Origin of the sequence: Pseudomonas sp. IT-P171 (genome assembly GCF_949767765.1) — a bacterium.
GTDB lineage: Bacteria > Pseudomonadota > Gammaproteobacteria > Pseudomonadales > Pseudomonadaceae > Aquipseudomonas > Aquipseudomonas fluorescens_B.
In genome coordinates this window covers 876,147-900,915 of record NZ_CATKQN010000011.1, presented here as the reverse complement: position 1 = coordinate 900,915, position 24,769 = coordinate 876,147, and the positions used below count along the sequence as shown (strand labels likewise).

At 60.2% G+C, this 24,769-nt stretch carries 16 protein-coding genes and 1 pseudogene; 1 reads left to right on the top strand and 16 read right to left on the bottom strand.

Annotation, left to right across the window (positions count from 1 at the left end):
• The 16 genes and pseudogenes from ACM6I5_RS12535 to glgA all read right to left on the bottom strand — a co-directional run.
• Positions 1-468: pseudogene (locus ACM6I5_RS12535) on the bottom strand (RHS repeat protein); the annotation flags it as partial.
• Positions 469-563: 95 nt separating this feature from the next.
• On the bottom strand, positions 564-1,631 hold the full coding sequence (locus ACM6I5_RS12530) for an autotransporter domain-containing protein (protein WP_414879229.1): 1,068 nt from the start codon (positions 1,629-1,631) through the stop codon (positions 564-566).
• Between the two features lie 323 nt (positions 1,632-1,954).
• Entirely contained in the window at positions 1,955-4,441 is a 2,487-nt protein-coding gene (locus tag ACM6I5_RS12525; protein ID WP_414883946.1) for an autotransporter outer membrane beta-barrel domain-containing protein, read from the bottom strand.
• Positions 4,442-4,828: 387 nt separating this feature from the next.
• Positions 4,829-7,564 carry an RHS repeat domain-containing protein gene (locus ACM6I5_RS12520; protein ID WP_414883945.1) on the bottom strand — a complete coding sequence of 912 codons (2,736 nt, stop codon included), beginning with the start codon at positions 7,562-7,564 and terminating at the stop codon, positions 4,829-4,831.
• 89 nt (positions 7,565-7,653) lie between these two features.
• The gene (locus ACM6I5_RS12515; RefSeq protein WP_017339079.1) at positions 7,654-8,454 is read right to left on the bottom strand and encodes an endonuclease/exonuclease/phosphatase family protein; all 801 of its coding nucleotides are present in this window, start codon (positions 8,452-8,454) and stop codon (positions 7,654-7,656) included.
• Positions 8,455-8,553: 99 nt separating this feature from the next.
• A complete protein-coding gene (locus ACM6I5_RS12510) occupies positions 8,554-9,312 on the bottom strand; it encodes a PIG-L deacetylase family protein (protein WP_017339078.1) in 759 nt (252 codons plus the stop codon).
• A 120-nt stretch (positions 9,313-9,432) separates the two neighbouring features.
• Entirely contained in the window at positions 9,433-10,092 is a 660-nt protein-coding gene (locus ACM6I5_RS12505) for a glycosyltransferase (protein WP_017339077.1), read from the bottom strand.
• A complete protein-coding gene (locus ACM6I5_RS12500; protein WP_414883944.1) occupies positions 10,089-10,688 on the bottom strand; it encodes an SAM-dependent methyltransferase in 600 nt (199 codons plus the stop codon). Before ACM6I5_RS12500 ends, ACM6I5_RS12505 begins: the two co-directional genes overlap by 4 nt.
• Positions 10,685-11,443 (bottom strand): PIG-L deacetylase family protein, encoded by a 759-nt coding sequence (locus ACM6I5_RS12495; RefSeq protein ID WP_017339075.1) that lies wholly within the window; start codon positions 11,441-11,443, stop codon positions 10,685-10,687. Before ACM6I5_RS12495 ends, ACM6I5_RS12500 begins: the two co-directional genes overlap by 4 nt.
• Positions 11,440-12,429: an acyl-CoA dehydrogenase gene (locus ACM6I5_RS12490; protein ID WP_414883943.1), complete on the bottom strand. Its 990-nt coding sequence runs from the start codon at positions 12,427-12,429 to the stop codon at positions 11,440-11,442. The genes ACM6I5_RS12495 and ACM6I5_RS12490 overlap by 4 nt, the downstream gene beginning before the upstream one ends.
• 1 nt (position 12,430) lies before the next feature.
• Positions 12,431-14,590 (bottom strand): glycogen debranching protein GlgX, encoded by a 2,160-nt coding sequence (glgX, locus tag ACM6I5_RS12485; RefSeq protein ID WP_017339073.1) that lies wholly within the window; start codon positions 14,588-14,590, stop codon positions 12,431-12,433.
• Positions 14,591-14,797: 207 nt separating this feature from the next.
• Positions 14,798-15,139: a DUF2934 domain-containing protein gene (locus ACM6I5_RS12480; protein ID WP_414883942.1), complete on the bottom strand. Its 342-nt coding sequence runs from the start codon at positions 15,137-15,139 to the stop codon at positions 14,798-14,800.
• Positions 15,140-15,141: 2 nt separating this feature from the next.
• Positions 15,142-17,928: a malto-oligosyltrehalose synthase gene (locus ACM6I5_RS12475; RefSeq protein ID WP_414883941.1), complete on the bottom strand. Its 2,787-nt coding sequence runs from the start codon at positions 17,926-17,928 to the stop codon at positions 15,142-15,144.
• Positions 17,925-20,003 carry a 4-alpha-glucanotransferase gene (gene malQ / locus ACM6I5_RS12470; protein ID WP_414883940.1) on the bottom strand — a complete coding sequence of 693 codons (2,079 nt, stop codon included), beginning with the start codon at positions 20,001-20,003 and terminating at the stop codon, positions 17,925-17,927. Before malQ ends, ACM6I5_RS12475 begins: the two co-directional genes overlap by 4 nt.
• Positions 20,000-21,796, bottom strand: a complete 1,797-nt coding sequence (gene treZ / locus ACM6I5_RS12465; protein ID WP_414879236.1) for a malto-oligosyltrehalose trehalohydrolase — start codon at positions 21,794-21,796, stop codon at positions 20,000-20,002. Before treZ ends, malQ begins: the two co-directional genes overlap by 4 nt.
• Positions 21,797-21,810: 14 nt before the next feature.
• Positions 21,811-23,397, bottom strand: a complete 1,587-nt coding sequence (glgA, locus tag ACM6I5_RS12460) for a glycogen synthase GlgA (protein WP_414883939.1) — start codon at positions 23,395-23,397, stop codon at positions 21,811-21,813.
• A gap of 555 nt (positions 23,398-23,952) precedes the next feature.
• Between glgA and ACM6I5_RS12455 the strand changes: the two genes are divergently transcribed.
• The gene (locus tag ACM6I5_RS12455) at positions 23,953-24,765 is read left to right on the top strand and encodes a crotonase/enoyl-CoA hydratase family protein (protein WP_414883938.1); all 813 of its coding nucleotides are present in this window, start codon (positions 23,953-23,955) and stop codon (positions 24,763-24,765) included.
• Positions 24,766-24,769 lie beyond the last annotated feature (4 nt).

Below are 24,769 nucleotides of genomic sequence, written 5' to 3'. Positions count from 1 at the left end.
GACCTCCGCATTGGCATCGGCATAGGTAAAACGCTCCAGCGTGTGCTCGGCGACGTCCTGTCCCCGTTCATGGATGGCCGTCGGGCGCAGCAGTTCGTCGTATTGCGTCAGTGAGTGGCTGCCGCGACCGTCCCATCTCTCCAGGCTCTGCCCGGCTTCACCCTGCAGGCCAACGCGCCATCCGGCGTCCACGCCGTCGGTCGCCAGCGCGACGCCGGACAGGCTCATGGTCTGCCTCAGGTTGAACGGCGTCGTCTCATCAGTCTTCGCCAGGTCGAACAGATACGGATCACGGCTGGCCACCAACCGTCTAACCGCATCGAAACGTTGTTCGGTTACCCGCGTATCAATCGGGTCACCCACCTCACGCCGATGAAACAGCACGTCCCGCACCACCAGCCCACGCGCTTCCGACACCCGAAGGGTCGGTGTGCCGGTGTGCGCGTTGGTGAAGATTCCAGTAGGCATCCGTGCTGGCCTTGATCAATGTGGACTGCGCATCAAAATGCACGACCTTCACGCGCTTGCCTACTGTAAGAAATAACAGTGGAGCCCGGTTTTTTTCACCACCGCATCCGCACACCCAGACTGCCAATCAACCCATTCAAATCATTGTCATCCACATCACTGCTGTAATCGGCGCTGAAGTACAGACTCACGGCGGGCGTCACCCTGGCCACCAGACCCAACCCCACTTCGACGGTGGATGAGTAGCGACTGCTGCTGATCTTGTCGACCTGATCGAGGGTCACGGTATTGCCGGTGTACACCGTGTGCCACAAGTTGGTCCGCACATACGGTTCAACGGCGAGGCCCTTGATGTCGTAACTGCCTTTCAGTCGCGCACCGACCCGGCCGCTCCAGGAGGACAGGTCGCTGGACGAGGCATTTCCCGATCCTGCATAAGGGGTGTCCAGTGTGACTCGCTGATTGATCAACTGCGCCTGAGGTTCGACGACCCAGTTGTCGCTCAGACCAATCGGAAAGCCGCCTTCCACCGAGAAGGTGACTGCGCTGCCTTCGGTGACTTGCCGGGCGCCTTGTTCGCTGCGGCTGATGCCGTTGACCCGACCGCCGCTGGCCGTCAAATCCACGTGCCAGCCTTGGGGGCCGGTCAGCCTGTAGTAGGCGCCGAGGCTCTGACCTTGCAGGTTAAGCGTGTCGGTATTGGGGGCGGCGAGGGCGCGACTGGTCAGCAGGCCGTTGCCGTTACTCTGGAATTGACTGGTGCCGCCGATCAGACCGAACTGCTGGGTATGGCCGCTACCACTTTGCAGGGTCAGGATCGCCGGACCTTTGAATTGATGGGCACCAGGAAGCGTGAAGCCCTGAGACTGGTAATCGGTTTGAGCCTGCCGCGACGTCTGCCCGTACAGCTGATCCCAGGCTAAGGGTGCAGCGTCTTCGATGGTCAGGTGTGAACTTCGCAAATCAGGGTTGGCGCTGAAGCGGCCGGGGTAGGTTGAGGCGAGCGCGGGCAAGGTAAGCGCCGGGACCTCCTGGTCATACCAGAGGGATGTTTCTTCCTCGGCAGGTGAGGCCTGCACTTCCATGGATGAGCACAGCAGGAGTGAGCTCGAGACTGTGCAAAAAGTGACTTTGATCTCTTGTGGGGTGAATGAAGTTTTCATGGAGGTCTACCTTGCAGTCGCATGCGGTATCTCGCTCTGGCGTCTCTCCTACCCCGATTGAGGGGCGACCGAATGGCGTGGGGCAAGCCTTGGCCCGCTCGTTTTCACGGGTGTCTGGGGGATTGCCTCAGGTGTTAATTCCGGGGTAGTACCGTGTAGCTAAGAAGACCCGTGGCGCTGCGTCAAGAAAATGGCCGATAAGTGGTAGTGCTATTTTAGCGTTCGCAAGTGACTGATTTTCGACGGCCATCTAAGTTATTGTTTGTTCGAAAAAACGTCATGAAACCTTCGGGCTAGAGGCTTTTTGGTAGCTTGCTATCATCTTACCAGGTGATTCGCACACCCAGATTTGCCGACCTCCCGCGCAATGGATTGCTGTCGATATTGCTACTGTAGTCGGCACTGGCGTACACGCTGACGGACGACGCGAGGCTCAGCACCACCCCGACACCCAGATCGGCGGAAGCGGATTTTTGTTGGGTTTCGATCGGATAGGTCCCGAATGTCACCGTGTCAGTGCCCGAAAAGGTCTGCCAAAGATTGGCTCGCAGATAGGGCTCGATTGGCCGGCCACTGACTGCATAACGGCCCTTGAGTCGAGCCCCCAGGCGCCCGGTCCAGAGGCCATCGGCATCGAACGAGACGCGTGAAACGCCATCGTCCTGGCTGTCGAGATCGATTTTCTGGTGGATCACTTGCACCTGGGGCTCCACGACCCAGTCGCCCGCTAGCGCAATCGGATAACCGGCCTCGGCCGAAAGGGTGAGGGCGTGGCCGCGGTTGTCGAGTTTCAGTCCGCGTTCGGAACGGTTGTCGCCTCTCAGTCGAGTGCCCATTGCGACGGCGTCGACGTACCAGCCTTCGGGATCAGTCAACGTCCAGTACAGGCCAAAGCTCTCGCCTTCCAGCTTGACTTTGCCCGCACGCTTGCCTTCAAAACCCTGATTGAAACCGTCCACATTGCCCCGCAAGCGGGTGTGGCCGACGAACAGACCAGTGCGCCAGGTCTGGCCGCTGGGCGTTTGTGAGCTGTACACGTCGTTTCCGACTTGAAAACCGTCAAGCGATCCATCGAGTCGCGGCGATACAGTGCCAGCCCAGGTCTGGTCAAGGTTCTTGCCATAGACCCGGCCCCAGCCAGCGCCGACGGTACCGGTTTCTTTAAGCAGGCGCTGATCGCCCTGGCGATCATGGAACGTCCCGAGCGCCGCCATGGTCAGCTGTGCCGCTGCCGGCGGTATGACTGACCAGGTCGGGACCTCCGGACGGTACAAGGGAATCGGCGCCGCACCGGCGATGGGCAAAGTTGGCGTTCCGGCAGCCGCCACCGGAGTGCCCTCGGCAGAGGTCACAATAGTGGAGCGCAGGAACCAACTGTTTTCGCTGCCTGCAGTGATTCCTCCCTTGAACAGAAAGTACTCGTAAGGCCCGCCCGAAACCGGGCCCCTTAGGGCAAAGGCCCCGTTGTCGCTGGTCGTCGTTCCCTGTGCCTGAACCACCTGGATACCGTCTTGCAGGGTCAAACCGCCGGATCCTCCGACGTTGCTGACGGTAAGCAGAGTGTTTCCGGTCATCGTCCCGTTGTTGACCACCAGTTTATCGCTGGGGGAATTGTCTGCGCCGAGCGCGCTTTGCAACACTAACTGACCGCTGCTGCCCGAATAATTGCCCTGTACCGTCAGGGTGTCGTTGGTGCGGGTATTGCCGCTGCTCAAATCGATCGCGCCAGCGTTGTTCAAAGTGACGCGCTGAGCAGCAGAGAACGGCGTGATGCTGCCCTGGGTGGACGTCAGGATGCTATTGCCGTCGATATTGAACACACCCGTACCGCTGGCGTTATCACCCAGCACAAAATTGCCGGCGAGGTCGAAGCGCGAGCCGTTGTTCAAGTTTACCGTTTCCCAGTTGATATAACGGCTGGCGCCCGCCGAGGCGGTCCGGTCGAACATCAGCATGTCGTTGCCGTTGCCGCCATCGATGGCCGGCGAGGCGGCGAGAATGCTTTCATCAAGACCGCGCAGCGTGGCGCTGTCATTGTCTTCACCCATGAGGATGGCCGAGTGGATGACACCGCCGCCGTCCCAGAGCAAGGTGTCATCACCAGCGCTGAGTCGGACTTCGCCGACGATCTCGCCTCCTGTCACCGTGACGCTATCGTTGCCGCCGCTGACACTGACATTGCCGCCGATCCACCCGCCGGAAACGATAAGGGTGTCAGTGCCAAATCCGGTAACGAGATTGCCAATAATCCGCCCTCCGGAGAGATCGAACAGGTTGTCATCGAGCTTCATGTCGACCCGGCCGATGGTCCCGGCGGTCATTCTGGCGTTATCGCCGTCCTCGAACGCGCCGACGATGGTGCCGCCGGTCATGAGGAAGGTGTCTCGACTGTCGCCTTGGGCGAGGGACGCGATGATTCCACCCGACATGATGAAGTCATCCCTGCCGTTGCCTTGGCTGACGGCACCGGTTATCTGGCCGGCGCTGATGATCAGTCTGTCGTCGCCATCGCCCTGATCGAGAGTGCCCGCGAGGCTGCCCGAGCTCATGTCTACGGTGTCGTCGCCGGCGCCAAAGGTCACATTGCCGTTGAGGGTGCCGGTGCCATTGACGGGAAAGCTCAGGGTGTTATTGCCTGACAGATCGGTCAAAGGCCCACTGCTGCCGCTGTCACAAGTGAAACTGTCGTTGCCGGCGGTTGGTGTGAATGCGCAAGTGGCGAGAGTGGAAGGGGATGCGCCTATGCACAGCGAGAGGGAAATGGCGCAGGCCGAATAACGGCAATTGGGCAGGTGTGTCGAAAACGTCATGCTCGTCTCCACGCGTCGGAGGCGCCCGAGGCCTTCACTCGTCAGGAGTGACAGGGTTTCAGACGCTGTTGGCAGCGCGAATTGCGAGACGACATCGGTAATGCAAAAAAGCCGAACTGAATAAAACCTGGCAATGTTGGCCGCTACGGTTCCATCCGTACCTGCAACTGATACGGACACGTGCACCGTAACAACAGATTCTCAGCGTGGCTACTGTCAGAAATAACAGGTACGGCTGTTTTTTTTTAGCATGGGGTCAAACGAGGCCGGCGGCGAATCACAAATGCACCTCCACCGCCAATGGCAAATGATCCGGCAGACGCCCAGGGGGAGTGAGGACTGGGGTATTACGCAAGCAGTGCTCAATGGACCAACTCTCTCTGAAAACTAGCGGAAAAGTTTTCGAACCGAAGAAAACAATCCTTTTGTTCGTGGTTGGGACTGAGGCATGTGGTGAGGAGGTTCAAAAGTAGAATCATTTGCAGCAGTTTTTGAGGCGTGTTGCGAATTCTCTGATGAGGTGTTCATCCTCGTTGGTGGCGACGCTATCTCTTGTTGAAAATCTAACGAGACTGGTTTTACATGTATTAAAAAATTCACCTTTCCGAGATCGATAATTCGTTCAACCTTAGTTGCAATTAGGCCGAAGTCATTTAATACTCTTTGCGTCGATTTACCATTAGGTGTTTGTTGCAGGAAAATCTTGAGCATTTTTTTGCTGCCGCTCTTCAAGTATTTGGTTGTCTTAAGTGTTGGGCCATTCATCACGCCGGCTCTTGTGATTAATGAAGGCAGTGATCCATAAAAGCCCTGTTTTTGTGCTATTATAGAATATTGGTATCGCGCTACATCATTTGCGTAGTAGTCTGTTGTATTGGGGTCTCGAAGATTTAATTTGAATATCCAATGTTCTGGTTTGAACACATTGTTGAAATTACCTGACTTAAATGAGGAGTTTATTTCATGTGTTGATAGCTGCTGATGAATCAAATTATTTTCAACATAGTAAAGTCTTTTCTTCGACTCATCGGAGAACGAGGCAAAACGTTCATTCAAATGCGGATCATAGTAAGTAGTGTCAGGGAACTCGGATTTACGTACGAGATGCGATGTCTCACCGTTTATCGGAGTGCGACCGAGCCCATCCACATCAAAAAAACCTATCGGATTATTTATGACCATCAAATATCGATTTAATCCCTCCCTATCACCGGCGGGGTCCGGACACATCCATCGCTGCAACCACGGCGCATAGTAACGATACCCATAGTAATAAAGCCCTGCGGCATCCCGCTCCATTCCCGAATAGCGTCGAGTCTTGTATTTCGTCTCCAAAGAGCTAACTCCCGTCCACCAAGCGGTTCCGCCATACGGGTAAAAACCTTCCTGGTTGATCAGGCGAGCGTTTTCATCAAGCTCTGCGGTACATGAACCAAGCAGATCCGTCAGGCCAAAACGACGTTGATCCTGAATAACATCTTTTGGCGGCATTGTTTCCCAATGCAGAACTCGAACCTGGTTCTGGCCCGCCCTCACATTGAGGACGTGGCGCTCTTCGCCGCTCGCGTTATCAATATGTATTTCGAGTCCTTTCAGGTAACGCACCTCAGCGCGCAATGTGCGGCTGCTCGTTTGAGTAAGTCGCACTTTGCGCAGTCGCTCACTGCGCTCACCGTAAACATAAAATTCCAGATCGTCCGGGCCATCCTCCCGCACGACCATCGTGACCCGATGCAGTTGATTTCGAGCGTTCCAGCTCATGACCTGACCGCGCGTTAGTTGCAGTTGATTACCGGCGGCATCAAACCCGCTGGCGATTGCTTCCTCATCAGGTGGAGATGTTTCATCGAACACGGTTAAACAACGGTTACTGCATTTGGAAACGGCCATATTCAATGCCGGCGCGCCGCTATGGTGGCGAGAAAGCAGATTGCCGGAAGCATCATAAGAGAAGGATTGGGTGTAATTGATGAGCTGATTCGCATCCAATGGTGTGGGCAGTATGGATGGGAGGGCAGGGCCATGACTACTTGAAGCCACTTGTCTTCCATGGGCCTTAACCAACTGGTAAAGGCTGTCATAGCAATAGCTATTGCTGGGGTCGGTTCGCTGGTTTTTGAAGTGACGGACGAGCTGTGCCTTGTCTTCGAGGCGACATATATTGCCCACTGGATCGTAGTGGTAATGCAAGTCTTGATGCGGGGCAAAGCCGGGGACACCACTCGACAGTCGAATCAGGCGGCCGTCGTCAGCACTGTATTGCGAGGTCGTCACCACTCCGTTACCGGCCGTTTCGCTTTCAGCTTGGCCCGAGGCGTTGTAATGAATGTCGCTGACCAGCACGTGCGTTGATTGGCCCACACCCGCGAGTTTCAGCCGAACCTCTTTGAGCTCTCCGGCCAGCGTATAGGTAAATGACCGAAGATTATTCCCGGCATCAGTCTCACTGCGCATTGCACCTGCTGCGTAGTAGGAGTGATGTGAAACATAACCTGCGCCATCCTCAAGCAATGCATCGCGCATCGGTAGAGCGAGTGGCCAGTCTGGTGTGTCCAGCCTTTTCAAAAAGCGCAGGACTTCTACGATTGGCACACCGCTTACCGTGTACTCCGCCCACAATTGGCTGCCAGCAGCATGATCATGACGAACACGTTGGCCGCATTGGTTATGGGCCGAAAACTCAGTGCTCGCAGTGCCGTAGATCAATCGCTCGACGATAAGCTGTGATTCGCTGGCCAACTGCTCGCTGATGGTAACCGGGCGTTGAAGCCAATCGTACTCGTTTTGACGCTGGCTGCCGCGACTGTCCCAACTCACCAGTGATGAGCTTGCGTCATTCAGCAAATCCACTTTCCAACCAGCGTCGACACTGTTGGTCAGTAGCGTTTGACCCGACAGTCCGTGCACCGTTGCCACATTGGGTGTCGGTGAGTCCTCCCACAGTCTTGGGTCCCAGCTCGCCACCTTTTGCCCGGCAGCGTTGAAGGCTTGACGAGTGATCCGCGACTCCGCGATCTGGATTGCATGCTCACGACAGTAGGCGACGATACGGACAGGCAGCCCCCGAGGGTCCATCACTGCCAACGTCGGAGTGTTGCTGTCGTGACACGCAAGGGAAGTCATCGTGAACCGTCGTTTCCGCCCAATGAACAGTTGACAAAGGATGCCTTCAATCCAGGTGACGGGATACTGTAAGAACTAACAGGTATTGGCTACAAATGCACTTCCACCGCCAATGGCAAATGATCCGACAAATGCGTCCATGGCCTGCTGCCCAATATTCGCGGTTCGTGGCTGCTGGCGTTGCGCAGGTAAATCCGGTCCAGGCGCAGCAACGGAAACCGCGCCGGATAGGTTTTGGCAGGACGACCGTGGTGACGTTCGAAGGCTTCGTGCAGGTAGTCACGGCGGGCGAGGGCGGTGTTGCCTTGCAGCTGCCAGTCGTTGAAGTCGCCGGCGATGATCACCGGGGCATCGTCGGGCAATGATTCCAGCAGTTGGCAGAGTAATTCGAGCTGTAACTGGCGATGACTTTCCAGCAGGCTCAGGTGCACGCAGATCGCATGGACTTCGGCGTGGCCCGGTACGTCCAGCACACAATGCAGCAGTCCTCGGCGTTCGGGCCCGGTGATCGAGACGTCGAGGTTTCGGTATTCGCGGATAGGGTACTTGGACAGCAGGGCGTTGCCATGGTGACCATCGGGGTATACCGCATTGCGCCCGTAGGCGAAATCGCTCCACATGCTGTCGGCCAGAAACTCGTATTGCGAGGTCTGCGGCCAATTGTTGAAACGGGAAGAGTGCCGCTCGTGTTCACCGACGACTTCCTGCAGGAACACAAGGTCGGCGGAAGTACTGCGTACCGCCTCACGCAGTTCCGGAAGAATGAAGCGTCGGTTGAGCGCGGTAAACCCCTTGTGGGTGTTGACCGTCAACACCCGCAATCGATGAATTGCCGGGGGCGTGTTCAATGGCACCGAGTCGACGGCCTGCGGCTTGGAATCATTGGTCACGTTCACTCCTCTGAATCAGGGTTGCCTATGCATGCGACTGAAACCGGCGCAGGCAGTTCAGTCCGAATGTAACGCCTTCCCCTGTGGGATCGGTGTCGTTCAGACGAACACGATTTCATACGGCAACCGCATCCGCTCAAGCAGCACCGGTGGCAGCAGCGGGGGGATACCGATGGCCGGTTCACCGTCGAGCTGACTGGCGTAAGCATGAGTGGCGTGGCTTTTGCGCGCAACGGTCCAGGTATCGAGGCGGACCTTGCGTGCGCGGTGCCAGGGGATCAATCCACTGTCACGCGATGGCCAATGCCAGGCCCAGACGGGCATTTCGTTGAACGCCGCACCGACGGAGGCTGCGGCTTTGGCGCTGGCGCGGCCGACGGTTTCATGGTCGACATTGCCGTCCTCGCACCAGGTGGTGAACACCACATCGCCAGGCCGCAGGTAGCGGGTAATGAACTGGGTCAATTGAAGCTCGCGCTCGGCCAGGGCGTTGTCGGTAAAACCGCCGCGAATCCACTTCAGGCTGTGCATCGGCAACCCGAGCCGGCGCAGGGCTTCGACGCTTTCCTGGGGGCGGAACACGCTGAGGCGTTTCTCCGACCACTGCTGCGACCCCGGATGACTGGCGCTGCCGTCGGTGATCGAGATCAATTGCAGGGGATGGCCAAGGGTGCTGAGTAATTGCAGGAGACCGCCGCAGGTCACGACTTCGTCACCGGGATGCGGCGCGATCACCACGGCGCGTGCGCCAGCAGGGACCAGGGTCTGAGTGTTGATGACCGGAACATTGTCCAGCTGAAGAGCGCTGTTCCAGACTTGCGCTGATGGACTGCTGTCGCTGATGGAAACGGATTTCATCGGGCTACGTCCTTGTTCACGTTGATAGCAAAGTGCCGCGCTCCGAACCCTGGATTGCAGCGAGCAGAGTATTGCTCAAGATCGGCTATTCGTCGCGTCGAGTTTGATCCGCTCGGCTTTTCATCCGGTCTGCACCAGGTCGCGCAAGTAGTCACCGAAGCCACCCCGGGCCCGGCTGTCCAGTCGGGCACTGGTGAGTACCTGGGGCCGATGACTCCAGGCAATCGTCGCGCCGCAGCGTTCGAGTTGCCGCACCAGTTGCACGTCTTCGTCGCATGCCAGGGGTTCGAAACCGCCGGCGAGCCGGTAGGCCTCGGCGCTGATGCCGAGATTGGCGCCGTGAATGTGCCGGTGTCCTTCACGGTTCTGATAGTGCTGGTGATAGCGAATCTGTGCCGATTCACTGAAGGATTCATCCCAGGTTTCTACGGTTACCGTGCCGCACACCGCATCCACCTCCAGCGACAGTTGCGCCACCAACCAGTCGTGAGCGACGCGACTGTCGGCGTCGGAGCAGGAAATCCAGCGCGCCCCGCGATCCAGCAAAAACCGCGCACCCGCAGCGCGGGCCTGGCCAACATTGCGTGCATTGATTTCCAGGCAGTGCACCGGGTAGTTGCCGACGATGTCGGACGAGCGATCGGTGCAACTGTCGAGCACCACCAGCACCTCGACCGCCTCACCGTCCAGCAGTTCATGTTGCGCGGCCCCCAGCGCGGCTTGCAGGCAGTCTTCGAGCAAGGCTTCTTCGTTGTGCGCCGGGATCAGAATGCCAATCATCGCAAGCCCTCCAGCGCCGCCACGGAGCGCGGTTCGCGGCTCCAGAGTTCCAGCAGGAAATCGGCCTCCTGATGCAAGACCAGGCGTGGCAGATGCAAATGCTCGTGCAGCAAGTCATGGACCTGCCGGGCATTGAGCGGGCAACCATCGATCGGCGGGCGCCAGTGGCAGGCCAGCAGTTGGCCGTCGGCGGTCAGTGACTGTGTCGCCTGTTTGATGAGTTGATTGAGGTCACCGGCGTCCAGGTAGTAACCGACTTCACTGAGTACGATCAGGTCGAACTGCTCGTTCGGCCAGTCGCCGGGCAAGCGGCTTTGGCGCACTTCAGCGTGGTCGAACAGACTCAGGCGCGTTCTGGCCAGCGTCACGGCGGCGGCTGCGGTGTCGCAACACAACAGACGGTCGCAACGTGTGGCCAGCTCGGCGCTCAGTTCACCGTTGGCGCAACCGGGTTCGAAGATGGAGCGGTAGCGGGGGCGGGGCAACGCGGCGAGGGTGATCGCGCGCTTGCGCTGTTCGTACCAGCGCTGACGAAACGCCCAGGGATCGTCGCTACCGGCGAACAACCCGTCGAAGTAGCGATCCTCGACGCTCATAGAAACACCACTTCGAACGGTTGCAGCAAACGATCAAGCACGTACGGTGCCAGCACCGGCGGCAAGCCGATATTCGGGTCGCCTTCCAGTTGGCTGGCGAAAGCATGGATGGCATGACGCTTGCGCGCGACCAGCGGCGGGGCCAGGAGGATTTTTCGCGCACGCTGCCACGGCACCAGACTGTCTTCAGGGGTTGCCCAATGCCAGGTCCAGACGGGCAGTTCATGCACCGTTGCCCCGACGCGTTTCGCCGCTGCGGCACTGGCACGCCCGACTGCTTCATGGTCGCAATGGCCATCTTCGCGCCATGTGGTGAAGACCACGTCGTTGGGGCGCAGGTGACGCTCGATGAATTCAGCCAATTGCGTTTCCCGCGCTGCCACCTGACTGTCGGCAAACCCGCCGCGCAGCCATTTAAGGCTGTGTAACGGCAGACCGAGTCGACGCAACGCTTCAACGGATTCCTGCGGACGGACCGCGCTCAAGCGCTCGACCGGCCAGCGCCGGGAGCCGGGGTGGCTGGCACTGCCATCGGTAACCGAGATCAGTTGCAACGGCCGCTGAGCGGCGGCGAGCAATTGCAGGAAACCGCCGCAGCCGAGCACTTCGTCGTCCGGGTGCGGGGCCACGATCACGGCCCGGGAACCTTCGGGCACCAGGTCGAGAATGTCGATCACCGGCATTTGCGCCAGGTGGCTGGAGGTTTGCCACAGGTGCAAGGGTGTGCCCTGACCGACGATGGGATTGGTTTTCATAACGTCCATGTTCCCTTGATGATGTGCTGGCCGAGCGCGGCGAGGTCGCGTTCGGCGTGGCTTTGGCGCAGGAACACCGGCAGGTCGGCGATCAGTCGGGCGAATTGCCGGTCCTTGCAATAAGGGCCGGCGCCGAGGGCGTGGCCGACGTGCAGGATCACCTGTTCGACGGCATTCTCAACCACCGCACGGGCGCGGCGAGCGAGGCGCTCGGCGTTTTCCTGTGGGGCGGCATCGATGCTCAACGCGCTGAATCGCAACACCGTTGCCGCGGCGTGCAGCGCGCTGTCGACGGCGCCAAGGTGGGCGAGGGCGTGGGGTTCTTCGCGATGGCCGCAGTGACTGCGCAGGCGTTCGGCGAGACTCTGCGCCGCGCCGTACCAGCACGCCGCAATGCCGATCCCGCCTTGCCAGAAACCCGGGCGTTGCAGGTAGTCGCCGGGGTTGCCGATGGCCTGCGCCTCGGCGCCGTCGAACAGCACTTCGACGCTGCCGGTGGCGCCCATGCCCAGCGCTTGCCAGCCTTGATCGGTGACGGTTACGCCGGGCTGGTCCAGCGCCACTGCGACCAGTTGCTGGCGCTCCTGTTCGTCCCACGCCGTCAGCAACGCGTGGCTCAACACCGCCGCGCCTGAGCACCAGGCCTTTCGCCCGTTCAGCGCAACCATCTGGCCTTGAGGGCTGACCCGCACCCGGGCGTCCGGCGGCTCGGCGGCCCACATTCCCCAAGTGCTGGAAGGCGTGGGCGAACCGCCGAGTTGCTGAATGATCGCCAGGGCATCGGTATGACCTTCGTACAACTTGCACAACCCCAGATCATGCCCGCCGACCTCGGCCAGACGCTGAAAGCGCTCCAGCGTCCGGCCGCTGCCCGGCAGCGGAAGCTGATCGAGACCGGCCTCGACCAGCTCCCGCAGGCACCGGCCTAGCGCCCGTGTATCGGCGTAGTCCGCTGACTGTCGCTGAAGAAAAGCCTGTAGGTCCATTTCACTCTTCTTCCTCATGCTGCAATTCGAACAACAGCAGCGAACGGCCGGTGACGGAATATTCGTGACCGAACTCGAAGCGTTCCTGACCACGAATCGACGGTTGGTTGGTGTCGACCATGCAGGTCCAGAAACCGCCGTCCGGGACTTCGGGCAAGGTGAAGTTGACGATGTCATGGTGGGCGTTGACCACCAGCAGCAAGGTCGCGTCACCGCCCTTGCGGCGGATCCCGGTTTCCTGTGCGCGACCATCAAGCAACATGCCCAGGCATTTGCCGTGCGCGTCTTCCCATTGCTCAATGCTCATCTCGCTGCCGTCCGGTGCGAGCCAGGTGACGTCCTTGACGCCGATGTCCTCGTTGTAATTGCCCACCAGGAATCGTCCGCGACGCAGGATCGGGTAGGTCAGGCGCAACTTGATCAGGCGTTTGACGAACTTCAGCAGGGCCTTGCCGTCTTCGCTCAGGTCCCAATTGACCCAGCCGATCTCGCTGTCCTGGCAATAAGCGTTGTTGTTGCCCTCTTGAGTGCGGGCAAACTCGTCACCGGCCACCAGCATTGGCGTGCCCTGGGACAGCAGCAGCGTGGCGAAGAAATTGCGCATCTGCCGCTGGCGCAGTGCGTTGATTTCAGGGTCGTCGGTCGGGCCTTCGACGCCGTGGTTCCAGGACAGGTTGTTGTTGCTGCCGTCCTGGTTGTTCTCGTCGTTGGCTTCGTTGTGTTTGTCGTTGTACGACACCAGGTCATTGAGGGTGAAACCGTCGTGGGCGGTGATGAAGTTCATCGACGCATACGGCCGGCGGCCACGCTGGTTGAACATTTCGCCCGAAGCCGTCATACGACTGGCGAAGTCAGCCAGTTGACCGTCATCGCCTTTCCAGAATGCACGCACGGTGTCGCGAAATTTGTCGTTCCATTCGACCCAACCTGGCGGAAAGCCGCCGACCTGATAACCACCGGGACCACAGTCCCACGGCTCGGCAATCATTTTCACCTGGCGCAGCACCGGGTCCTGTCGGCAGGCAACGAGGAAGCTGTGACGCTCGTCGAAGCCATCGTGATAGCGACCGAGAATGGTCGCCAGGTCGAAACGGAAACCGTCCACGTGCATTTCCGTGGCCCAGTAACGCAGAGAGTCGGTAACCATTTGCAGCACGCACGGGTGACTCAGGTCCAGGGTGTTGCCGGTGCCGGAATCGTTGATGTAGAAGCGCTTGTCGTCGGGCATCAAGCGATAGTACGAGGCGTTGTCGATGCCGCGCATCGACAGGGTCGGGCCTTGTTCGTTGCCCTCGGCGGTGTGGTTGTAGACCACGTCGAGAATCACTTCGAGATTGGCTTCGTGCAGGTGCGCGACCATCTCCTTGAACTCGGCGATCTTGCCGCTGGCCAGGTAGCGCGGGTCCGGGGCAAAAAACGCGATGCTGTTGTAGCCCCAGTAATTGGTCATGCCCTTGTGCAACAAATGCTGGTCATTCACAAATGCGTGAATCGGCAGCAATTCCACGCTCGACACACCGAGTTTGCGGATGTGTTCCAGCACATCATCGACCATCAACCCGGCGAAGGTGCCACGCACGTTCTCGGGGACGGAAGGGTGCCGCATGCTGATGCCGCGCACGTGGGTCTCATAAATGATCGTCTTGTCCCACGGCACGCTGACGCGATGGTCGTGACCCCAGGTGTGCGCCGGGTCGATGACCTTGCATTTGGGCACGAACGGCGCGCTGTCGCGTTCGTCGAAACTGAGGTCGGCGTCGGGATGGCCGATGGTGTAGCCGAACAGCGCCTCGGACCATTTCAGCTGGCCGACCAGTTGTTTGGCGTAAGGATCGATCAGCAGTTTGTTGTGATTGAAGCGATGACCGTTGGCCGGATCATAGGCACCGTAGACGCGGTAACCGTAGATCAGCCCCGGATGGGCGTCGGGCAGGTAACCGTGGTAAATCTCGTCGGTGTATTCCGGCAGTTCGATGCGTTCCAGTTCGACTTCGCCGGCGTCATCGAAAATGCACAGTTCGACCTTGGTCGCGTTGGCGGAAAACAACGCAAAGTTGACCCCCAGACCATCCCAGGTGGCGCCCAGCGGGAAGGGCAAGCCTTCACGGATTCGCGAGGCCTCGGCTTGAGGTGCTGGCGCGGATTTTTTCGGACTGGTCATAGGTGCTCCTGCAAAAATGGGAGTTCTTTGCAGGAGCGCGGCTTGCCCACGTGGGCGGTGAGTCAGACCATTCAAGTGTTGACTGAAACACCGCCTTCGCGGGCAAGCCTCGCTCCTGCTCAATTTTTCGTGTTTTCGTGGGCGAACGCGCCCACTGTGGCGAGCGGGCTCGCCACGAGTTCAATCAAGTGCAAACGAAGTGAAGCGTCAAACCGCGGGTGGTTTTTTCGTGGCACGCGGTTTTTTCTCGGCCACTTTTTCACCCGGCGGCGTTACTTTCGCAGCCGCCGCGGCCGGTTTGCCCTTGGCTTTCGATGCCGCAGCCTTGCCATCGGCCTGCCCGTTGAGCTTGCCATCCGCTTTGACTGCCGGTTTGGCGGTGGCGGCTTTGCTCCCGGCGGCTTTCGGTGACTTCTTCGGCGCCAGGGCTTCAGCTTCCGCCAGCTTGCGAGCCATCTCCCAATGACGAACTTCCTCGCCCTCGGGTTTCCCTTCCGATTCCCAGATCTGATAGGCAAATTCGCGGATGCGTTTTTCGTCGGTGCTCATCGCTATGCTCCTGAACTGAACTCAAGGTTTTGGATAAAGAGATTGACCGGGAAATCCCCCAGCGCGGCGCCAATCATCAGCTCCTTGTGTTCTGTGACTGTGACGCTGGAAAAAAGTCCCTTCAGATTGTCGTCAGGGGTGGTGAACGGTAATTTGACCCGCGTATCGCCCCACAGCTGCGCGCCGACCTTGGGTTCGGCACTGTTTTCCAGCAGGCCCGCACAACGTATCGGTACGATCACGATGGCCCGCTTCTGGTTGTACGAGCGCGCAAATGCCAGCACCCGGTGTGCCTCGCTGCCGACCACTTCCAGGGCTTGATACGACCCTCGCTGAAACAGCTCGGGATGCTCGGCGCGCAGGTTCAACGTGCGCGCAATCAGGGTTTGTTTGATGTGCCCGTTCCGCCAGCTCGCCAGCAGGTCAGGCACGTCCTGCGGACGCTGCATGGCCTGGTGGCGACTGGCGTAATCCACCGGGCGGCGGTTGTCCGGGTCTACCAGCGAGAAGTCCCAGTACTCGTTGCCTTGATAAAGGTCCGGAATGCCCGGCACGGTCATGCGCAGCAAGGTTTGCGCCAAGCCGTTGAGTGCACCGGGTGCAGCAATCGACATCGCCGCTTTACCGAGGGCTGCGCGCAGCCGTTCACCTTCAGGGCTGAGCAGCAGGCGTTCGAGGAATTGGTGAGCTGCGTGTTCGTAAGCGTCGTTCGGCGCGCTCCAGCTGCTTTGCAACTTGGCTTCGCGCAAGGCTTTCTGTTGCCACTGCCACACACGTTGAGTGTAGTGCTCGAACGCGGCTTTATCGTCATTGCGCAGATCCAGTGGCCAGCTGCCAAGGAGCGCCTGATACAGGATCAGCTCATCGCCGGCGGACGGCATCTGGTCGTCGTCGCGCAGCGGCCGGGCCAGTGTTTGCCAGAGCGGCACCTGCCAGGCGAACCACGCGCTGCGCTCGCTCAACACCGCCAGCCTGGCGCGGGTGTCTTCGCCGCGTTTGTGGTCGTGGGTCGCAGTGGCCAACAGGTTATCGGGGAATTCTTCGAGGCGATTGAGGCACGCGGCATGGAAGTCGGCCACCGGCGCGCTGAACTGCTCGGTGCTGAACCCCACATCATTGCGCGACAGCAGAACTGCCGAGCGATAGAACGCGGTGTCTTCCACGGCCTTCGCCGCCGCCGGCGAGGTCAACTGCTGAAAGCGTACGCAGGCATGCTTGAGCATCTTGCGCGGACGGCCCACCGGACGCTTGCGCCACGGTTCACCCCCCAGCCATCGGGCCAGGCAATCGAGCACGGGCCAATCGGCCTCACCGAGGGTTTGCCGCGCACCGTCCAAGGCTTGCTGGAAAAATACATCATCCTGCGCGGAGCGCCCACGGGGACTGATGTAAGTGCGATACACCGGAAAGTGCACGATCAGTTCCTGCAATGCCCGGCGAATCGCGCCGAGGGTCAGGTCGCGGGTCATCAGGTCATCCCGGGCCACTTGCAACAAGGCCTGGGCGACACTTTCGAAATCACCGGCGAGGGAACCGTTGAGGATCTGCTGGCGCGCCAGTTGGGCTTCCTGACGGAAGTCGGCGGGCCGTTCGCTGTAGCGACTCCACAACTCGCTCAGGGTTTGTGCGCCCTCCGGGTCATGTTGCAGCAATGACAACTGGTTCATGAATTCGTAACCCGTGGTGCCATCCACCGACCAGTCACGGTGCAGGGTTTCCCCCTCGCCAAGGATCTTCTCGACGTAGATCGGCAAGTGCCGATCCGGTGCCAGGCTGTCGACCCGCCGGCGCAGTTTGCGGCAGTAACCACGCGGGTCGGCGAGGCCGTCGATGTGGTCAATGCGCAGACCGTCGATCAAGCCTTCAGCCACCAGTTCGAAGATTTTCGCGTGGGTCGCTTCGAACACCGCCGGACGCTCCACGCGCAGGCCGCCCAGTTCGTTGACATCGAAAAAGCGCCGCCAGTTGATGTCGTCCGCTGCCGTACGCCAACTGGCGAGGCGATAGCTCTGGCGCTCCAGTAACTGATGCAGACGCTGGAAGCCGTCGGGCGTGAGCGAATCGTAGGCTTTCAGGTTCTGTTCAATGATGTGCAGCACGGCCGGGTCGCTGGCGAGTTCACGCAGCTCGTCTTTCAACGGCATCGCCAGACGGTGGGCGTCGTTCTGATAACTCAAGGTGCTGAAGCGGTCGGCCAGTGATTTGAGTTGCTCGTCATCCGCTTTCAGCAGTTCGCCAAAATTCATCGGGCAAATCGGGAAGTGATGATCGTAGTGCTCAACGTAAAACGCGCCATGCTGCGCATCGAAACGCAAGGGCAGGGTGCCGTCCTGCAACGCAACGCCGTAATCGCTGCCGAGGAAGGGCAACAACAGCTGGCCTTCCATCAACGGATCGGGCGAATGCCACTGGATGTCGAAGAACTCGCCATAGGGGCTCAGGCGTCCCCATTCCAGCAAGTCCAGCCACCAGGGGTTGTCACCGCCGCCGACCGCCATGTGGTTGGAGACGATGTCGAGGATCAGCCCCATGTCCTGTGCACGCAACGCGCTGACCAGCCGGCGCAATGCCGCTTCGCCGCCCAGTTCAGGATTGACCGTGGTCGGGTCCACCACGTCATAACCATGCATGGAGCCGGCGCGGGCGCTCAGCAGCGGCGATGCGTAGACATGGCTGATGCCGAGGCTGGCGAAATAGGGCACCAGCGGCACCGCATCGTCGAGCGTGAAGCCTTTATGAAACTGCAGTCGCAAGGTCGCCCGCAGCGGTTGGGTACGTGGCGGATTCATCGGTCACGCTCGGCGGCCTGAAGTCGCGCGCAAGCGAGCAGTTCCAGACGCCTGGCGGCGTCCGGGTCATTGAGCAATGCTTCGCTGTCGCCGGGCAAACGTCGCGACCAATTGGGATGCGTATCGATGGTGCCGGGCAGGTTGGCCTGCTGTTCGATGCCCAGGGCATCCTCCAGCGGCAGCAACACCAGCGGAGCGCGGGTATGGCCGAGGAAACGAATGGCGGCGTCGAGTACCTGATCGGTTTCGTGGGACTCCTCGCGGAAGTTCTGCGGGTCTTCGCTCAACACCCGCCGCAGGCCTTCGCGCTCCCGTTCGCGATGATGGCGCCACTCGATTTCACCTTGGGCATCGACCAGCCCCAGTCGAGCGTTCCAGTCGATGTCGCGGCCATGCCACCAGCCATTGAGCGTCGGCAAGTCATGGGTGCTGGTGGTCGCCAAGGCGTTGTCCGGCCAGTCGAGAATCGGTTTGAAGCGAGCGTTGTCCTGTTCGAACAGCATCACGCGCATGCCGAGGATCGAGCGGGCGATGAGTTTTTCCCGCAGACCGTCCGGTACCGTCCCGAGATCCTCGCCCAGGACGATGGCCTGATGCCGATGGGATTCCAGGGTCAGAAGGCGCAACAGGTCGTCAACCGGGTAATAGAGATAAGCACCGTCAGCGGGTGAGGCGCCGTTGGGGATCACCCACAACCGTTGCAGGCCCATGACGTGATCGATGCGCAGACCACCCGCGTGGGCGAAATTGGCCCGGAGCATTTCGATAAAGGCGCGAAAGCCATTGCGTACCAGGCCTTCGGGCGAGAACGCGGAAATTCCCCAGCCCTGGCCGGTGCGGTTGAGGATGTCGGGTGGCGCACCCACGGTCAGGGAGGCGAGCAATTCGTCCTGGCGACTCCAGGCCTGGCTGCCGCCGCCGTCGGCACCCACCGCCAGGTCAGCGATCAAGCCAATGCTCATGCCGCTACTGCGGGCGGCGGTTTGTGCGCGCTCCAGGCAGCGGGTGATCAGCCATTGGCAGAAGGCAAAGAAGCCGATGCGCCCGGCATTCTCTTCGGCGAAGTCAGCCAGCGCCGCGCTACGCGGATCGCGCCATTGCTCGGGCCATTCGCGCCAGTCGAGGTTTTCACCCTTGGCGGCGCGGGCTTCCTGAATGGCTTCGAAGCGACAGTGGTTTTCCAGGGCTTCGCCGGCAGCGTGGCGGAAACTGCTGAAGTCTTCATGCAGCGGGTGTTCGCCTTGGACAAAGCCTTCGTACAGCGCTTGCAACAGACGGTGCTTGGCTTCGGCCGCGACGGGCCAGTCAACCAGTGGCAGCGCCTCGAGGTGCTTGAGTTCAGCGGCGAGCCCGGTGGCATCTATCGCTGTGCGCATTGCGCGCTCACCAAGGATCGCACCGGGCGCGGCGTACAGGCTGTTGAGAAACAAACGGCTGGACGGCGAATAGGGACTGTAGCGCTGGGTGTCGTTGCTGAACATCGCGTGCAGCGGACTGATCGCCAAGGCTTCGGCGCCCCGTTCACCGGCCACCCGGGCGAGATCCTCGAGGGCCTGGGTATCGCCGAAACCGCCATCGCCGGGACGGCGCAGCGAATACAGCTGCACGCTAAGGCCCCAGGCGCGGGGGATCGGGCTGTCGACGGCGTCGCCGACGCTATAGCAGCGCGACGGCGCCACGGCCAGCGTAAAGGACTGCCCGTCAATGCTGACGTGCTGGTAACCGACCGGGATCAGACCGGGCAATATCGCCTCGGCATCCAGTTTCAGGCTGAGCCGCGAACCATCTTCAAGGTGGATCTCGCAGGGTGTCTGCGGCTCGAAGTAATGCGCCAGGTTGAGGCCCACGCCAAAGTCTGCGGGCAACAGCGGCGGCAAATGCCGGGTCTGTTGCACCTGCTGCAATTCGAGCAGGCTGGCGTCGATTTCCTGGGCGGTGCCGGCCGGGTGGCCGAGTCCGGTCAGGACGTTACGTAACACTGATGGGGCGACTTTCTGTGGGCGGCCGTTGGCGTCGATCCAGTCGACCGCCAGGCCAGCTCGGCCGGCCAGTATTTCCAGTTGCGCATCGCTCATTGGCGCTCTCCATCCGGGGGTAGCAAAGGGGCCGCGGCCGTGAGGCTGACTAGCGCGCAATACGGGGCAAGGGTGCCCTGATCCAACAGGTCGGCGGACTCCGGCGGGTGTTCGAACAACAACGCATTGCCGGCCTGTGGGGAGTGGACCACTGGCTTGCCGCTGAGGTTCAGGTCAATGCGCAGCAGGCTGCCATCGCCCAGTTGCCAGCGCGCCGTGACGGCGCCTTCGGCCAGCACATCGGCGCCCAGTGGATGGGCGCCGGACACGTGCGGCACGATCCGCTCATGGCGGATTTTCAACAGTTGGCAATACAGCTGGTACATGGCGGAGTCTCGACTGGCCGTCAGGCAGGGGCGAGAGTCTTCGAAAGTCTGCTGTGCATTCGGGTCGGGAATCCGTTCACGTTTCTCCGGATCGGCAAACGCATCAAACGCGGCAAACTCGTTACGTCGGCCTTCACGGACCAGTTCCGCGAGCTCGCCGTGATGGCTGGTGAAGAACAGGAACGGTTGCTCGGCGGCGAACTCGTCGCCCATGAACATCAGCGGGATCATCGGCGACAACAGCAACAGTGCGGTCGCGGCTTTCAGCGCGTCGGGGTGGGCCAGTTGCGGCAGACGTTCACCGAACGCACGATTGCCGATCTGGTCATGGTTCTGCAAAAACAATACGAACGCGCTGGGGGGCAGGTGCCCGCTGGGCTCGCCCCGCGCTTCACCGTGTCGGTTGGTGTGGCCCTGGAACACGAAACCCTGGCTCAGGCAACGAGCCAGTTTCTCTGTGGGATTGTCCGCGTAGTCGGCGTAATAGGCATCGGTTTCACCAGTCAGCAGCACGTGCAACGCGTTGTGGCCGTCGTCGTTCCACTGCGCGTCGAACCCTTCCTGCAGCAGGCTGGCCTGGTTGTGCTCGTTCTCGACCGTCAGCCACACATGCCGCACCGGATCGGTCTGCTGGCGAATCCGTTGTGCCAGCTCCTGAAGAAAGTCCGGGCTTTCGATGGCGTGCACCGCATCGAAGCGCAAACCGTCAAAGCGGTATTCCAGCAACCACATCAACGCATTGTCGATGAAGAAATCACGCACCTCGCGCCGCCGGAAATCGATGGCCGCGCCCCAGGGCGTGTGCTTGTCTTCGTTGAAGAAGCCCTTGGCGTAGCGATGCAGGTAATTGCCATCCGGGCCGAAATGGTTGTAGACCACGTCGAGGATCACCGCGAGGCCATGGCCGTGGGCGGTGTCGATCAGGTGCTTGAGTTGTTCAGGGGTGCCATAGGACGCCTGGGGCGCGTAGGGCAGCACCCCGTCATAGCCCCAGTTCCGTTCACCGGGAAATTGTGCGATAGGCATCAGCTCGATGGCCGTAATGCCCAACGCCGCGAGGCGTTCGAGGTGCTGTTCGACTGCGCTGAAGCCGCCCAGCGCACCGACATGCAACTCGTAGATCACCGCCTCGTTCCATGGCCGTCCCAGCCAGGCGCTGTGTTGCCAGGTGTAGGCGAGGGGATCGACCACCACGCTGTGCAGGTGAATGTCGCCGGCCTGCGCGCGGGAGGCGGGGTCGGGGACTTCAATCTCACCGTCTATGTTGTAGCGATAACGCGTACCTGCGGGGCAACGCGCCTTGATCACGAACCAGCCATCGGCCTGAGGCAGTAGCGGCAAGGATTGTCCATCTTCCAGTTCGACACTGACAAAAAACGCATCTGGCGCCCACAAGGCAAAACGCGTGTGTTCTGCGTCCAGCATGATTGCGCCGTGGGGCCAGGTCTCAAGGGTCCGTAACGGCATTGTTCAAAAACCTCTTACTGTCTGTTCGATTTCCCCAGCGCCTTGGCGACCAGCTGTTCGTAGAGTTCTGCGTAGGGTTCGACCGCTTTGCACCAGTTGAACGGCGCCGCCATGGCGCGGCAACGCATGGCATTGAGCAGGTCGGGAAAGGCAAACACCCTGAAAGCCCGGCTCAACGCTTCCTGATAACTCTCGACGGTGGATTCGTCGAACAGGAAACCGGTCACGCCGTTTTCGATGGTGTCGGCCAGGCCGCCGGTGTTACGGGCCACCGGCAACGAGCCGAAGCGCTGGGCGTACATCTGGCTGAGGCCGCACGGTTCATAACGCGATGGCATCAGCAGGAAATCGCTCCCGGCGAACATACGGCGGGCGTCGGTTTCGTTGAAGCCGATGCGTACACCGATTTGCCCGGGGAAACGCAGGGCCAGTTCGCGCATGGCTTGTTCTTCTTCCGGCTCGCCGCGACCGATGATCGCGATCTGGCCACCCGATTGGACGATGTACTCGGACACGGCTTCGGTCAGGTCCAGGCCTTTCTGGTACACCAGGCGCGAGACCACGGCGAACAGCGGACCTTCTGAATCGTCCAGGCCAAACAGGTCGCGCACGTGCGCCGCGTTGACCGCTTTGCCTTCCCAGTCACCGATGCTGAACGGGCGGAACAGGTGCGAGTCGGTGGCGGCGTCCCAGCTTTCATCAATGCCATTGGGAATGCCGCTGAGCAGACCTTGCTGGGTCTTGGCGGCGAGAAAACCGTCGAGACCGCAGCCGAAGGCCGGGGTGGTGATTTCCTGGGCATAGGTGGCGCTGACGGTGGTGATGTGGCTCGAATAGGCCATGCCGGCCTTGAGGAACGACATCTTGCCGTAGAACTCCATGCCTTCCTGTTGCAGAGCATGTGCGGGAATGCCCAGTTCCGGGCACGACCCAAGACTGGTCACGCCCTGGTAGGCGAGGTTGTGAATGGTGAACAGCGTCGGAGTGCGTTGCCCACGCCAGTGCATGTAGGCAGGCGCCAGGCCGGCAGGCCAGTCATGGGCGTGCACCAGGTCCGGGCACCAGTGAATTTGGGCAAGGTTGGCAGCGATATCGGCAGCGGCCAGGCCCAGGCGGGCGAAGCGGATATGGTTGTCCGGCCAGTCACGGCCGTTGTTGGCGCCGTAGGGAGACCCTTCGCGCTCGTAGAGTTCAGGGCAGATCAACACGTAAATGACCAGGCCGTCGGGCATGTCCATGCGCCCGATCTTGCAGGGTGGCAATGCGGCATGACCACCGAGCTCGCCAATAATGTGAATCGGGTTTTCGCTGTGCAGCACTTGCGGGTAACCGGGGATCAGCACACGCACATCGTGCAATAGCGCCATGGCCCGGGGCAGTGCTGCCGAGACGTCGCCCAGACCGCCGGTCTTCACCAGGTCGGCGATTTCCGAGGTCACGAACAACACTTTCTTTCGATTGGGGTTCTGGCTGGCCACCGGTATCAGCGTCTTGGTGCTCGGGACGTTGATCGATTTGGCACTTGGGGCGCTCACGGCGCTCGTATCGCCGACCTGCTGATGAGCACGTTCTCCCTGAATGTCTAAAGCCGCACTGATCATATGAATCTCCCGTGTTGTTGATCTAATTCTCAGGTCTGGCAAACGGTGTTTCGTGGCCAATTCCTGTGGCCGGGCGCAAACGCGCGACGCACTGGGCAGCAAACGCGGCCCATGCGTTGAAGCAGATTGGCTGGAGTGGACGCTGCAAGGATTGCACCAGTCGCAACGCACCTACCTTTCAGAGGACCGACCACTAAGAGCAAAAGTTTCGATTATTTTTGCACTTTGTGACCGACCGGTTTTGCCTCGCGAAAATGAGTCTAGGCCAGAACTTAGAGCGGTGAAGCACAGATGGCAAAATTGTTCGACAATCGGTTCAATGAGGTACGGACGTGCATGAAAAGGGTTCAAACGCTCCGACGAAGTGCACGTTTTTTTGCGATCGAGCCCCAAAAGGTAACCTGGCGTTCACATGAATGTGCGAGTGCTGTCACGCCTGCGCACTACGTTGGTGCGCTATGCAGTCCCGCTTTTGGCCGAACCGCTGCCTTACTGCCGAACGGCATGCCTTGTTATAGTTCGGGCCTCATTTTTGCCCGGTAAAGGATCACTGCCATGTCTCAGTACACTGCGTTCACCGTCGAACTGGCCGATAAAATTGCCCATGTGCAGATCAATCGTCCGGAGAAGATCAATTCGATGAATGCCGCGTTCTGGAGCGAGATCATCGAGATCTTCCAGTGGATCGACGACACCGACGAAGTGCGGGTGGTGGTGCTCAGTGGCGCCGGCAAACATTTCTCGTCCGGTATCGACCTGATGATGCTGGCCGGCGTGGCCAATGAGCTGGGCAAGGACGTGGGGCGCAACGCCCGCCTGCTGCGGCGCAAGATTCTGGCGCTGCAAGCTTCCTTCAATGCCGTCGACAATTGCCGCAAGCCGGTGCTGGCGGCGATTCAGGGTTACTGCCTGGGTGGCGCGATCGATCTGATAGCCGCCTGCGACATGCGTTATGCCGCCGAAGATGCGCAATTCTCGATCAAGGAAATCGACATCGGCATGGCCGCCGACGTTGGCACATTGCAACGCTTGCCGCGGATCATCGGTGACGGCATGCTGCGTGAACTGGCTTACACTGGTCGCTCGTTCGGCGCCGAGGAAGCGCGCACTATCGGTCTGGTCAATCGCGTCTACAGCGACACCGCCAGCCTGCTCGACGGCGTCATGGGCATTGCCCGCGACATCGCCAGCAAGTCGCCGATTGCGGTCACCGGCACCAAGGAGATGATCAGCTACATGCGTGACCATCGCATCGACGACGGCCTCGAATACGTCGCCACCTGGAACGCCTCCATGCTGCAATCCACCGATTTGCGCGTGGCCATGGCCGCCCATATGAGCAAACAGAAACCCGAATTTCTGGATTGATTGA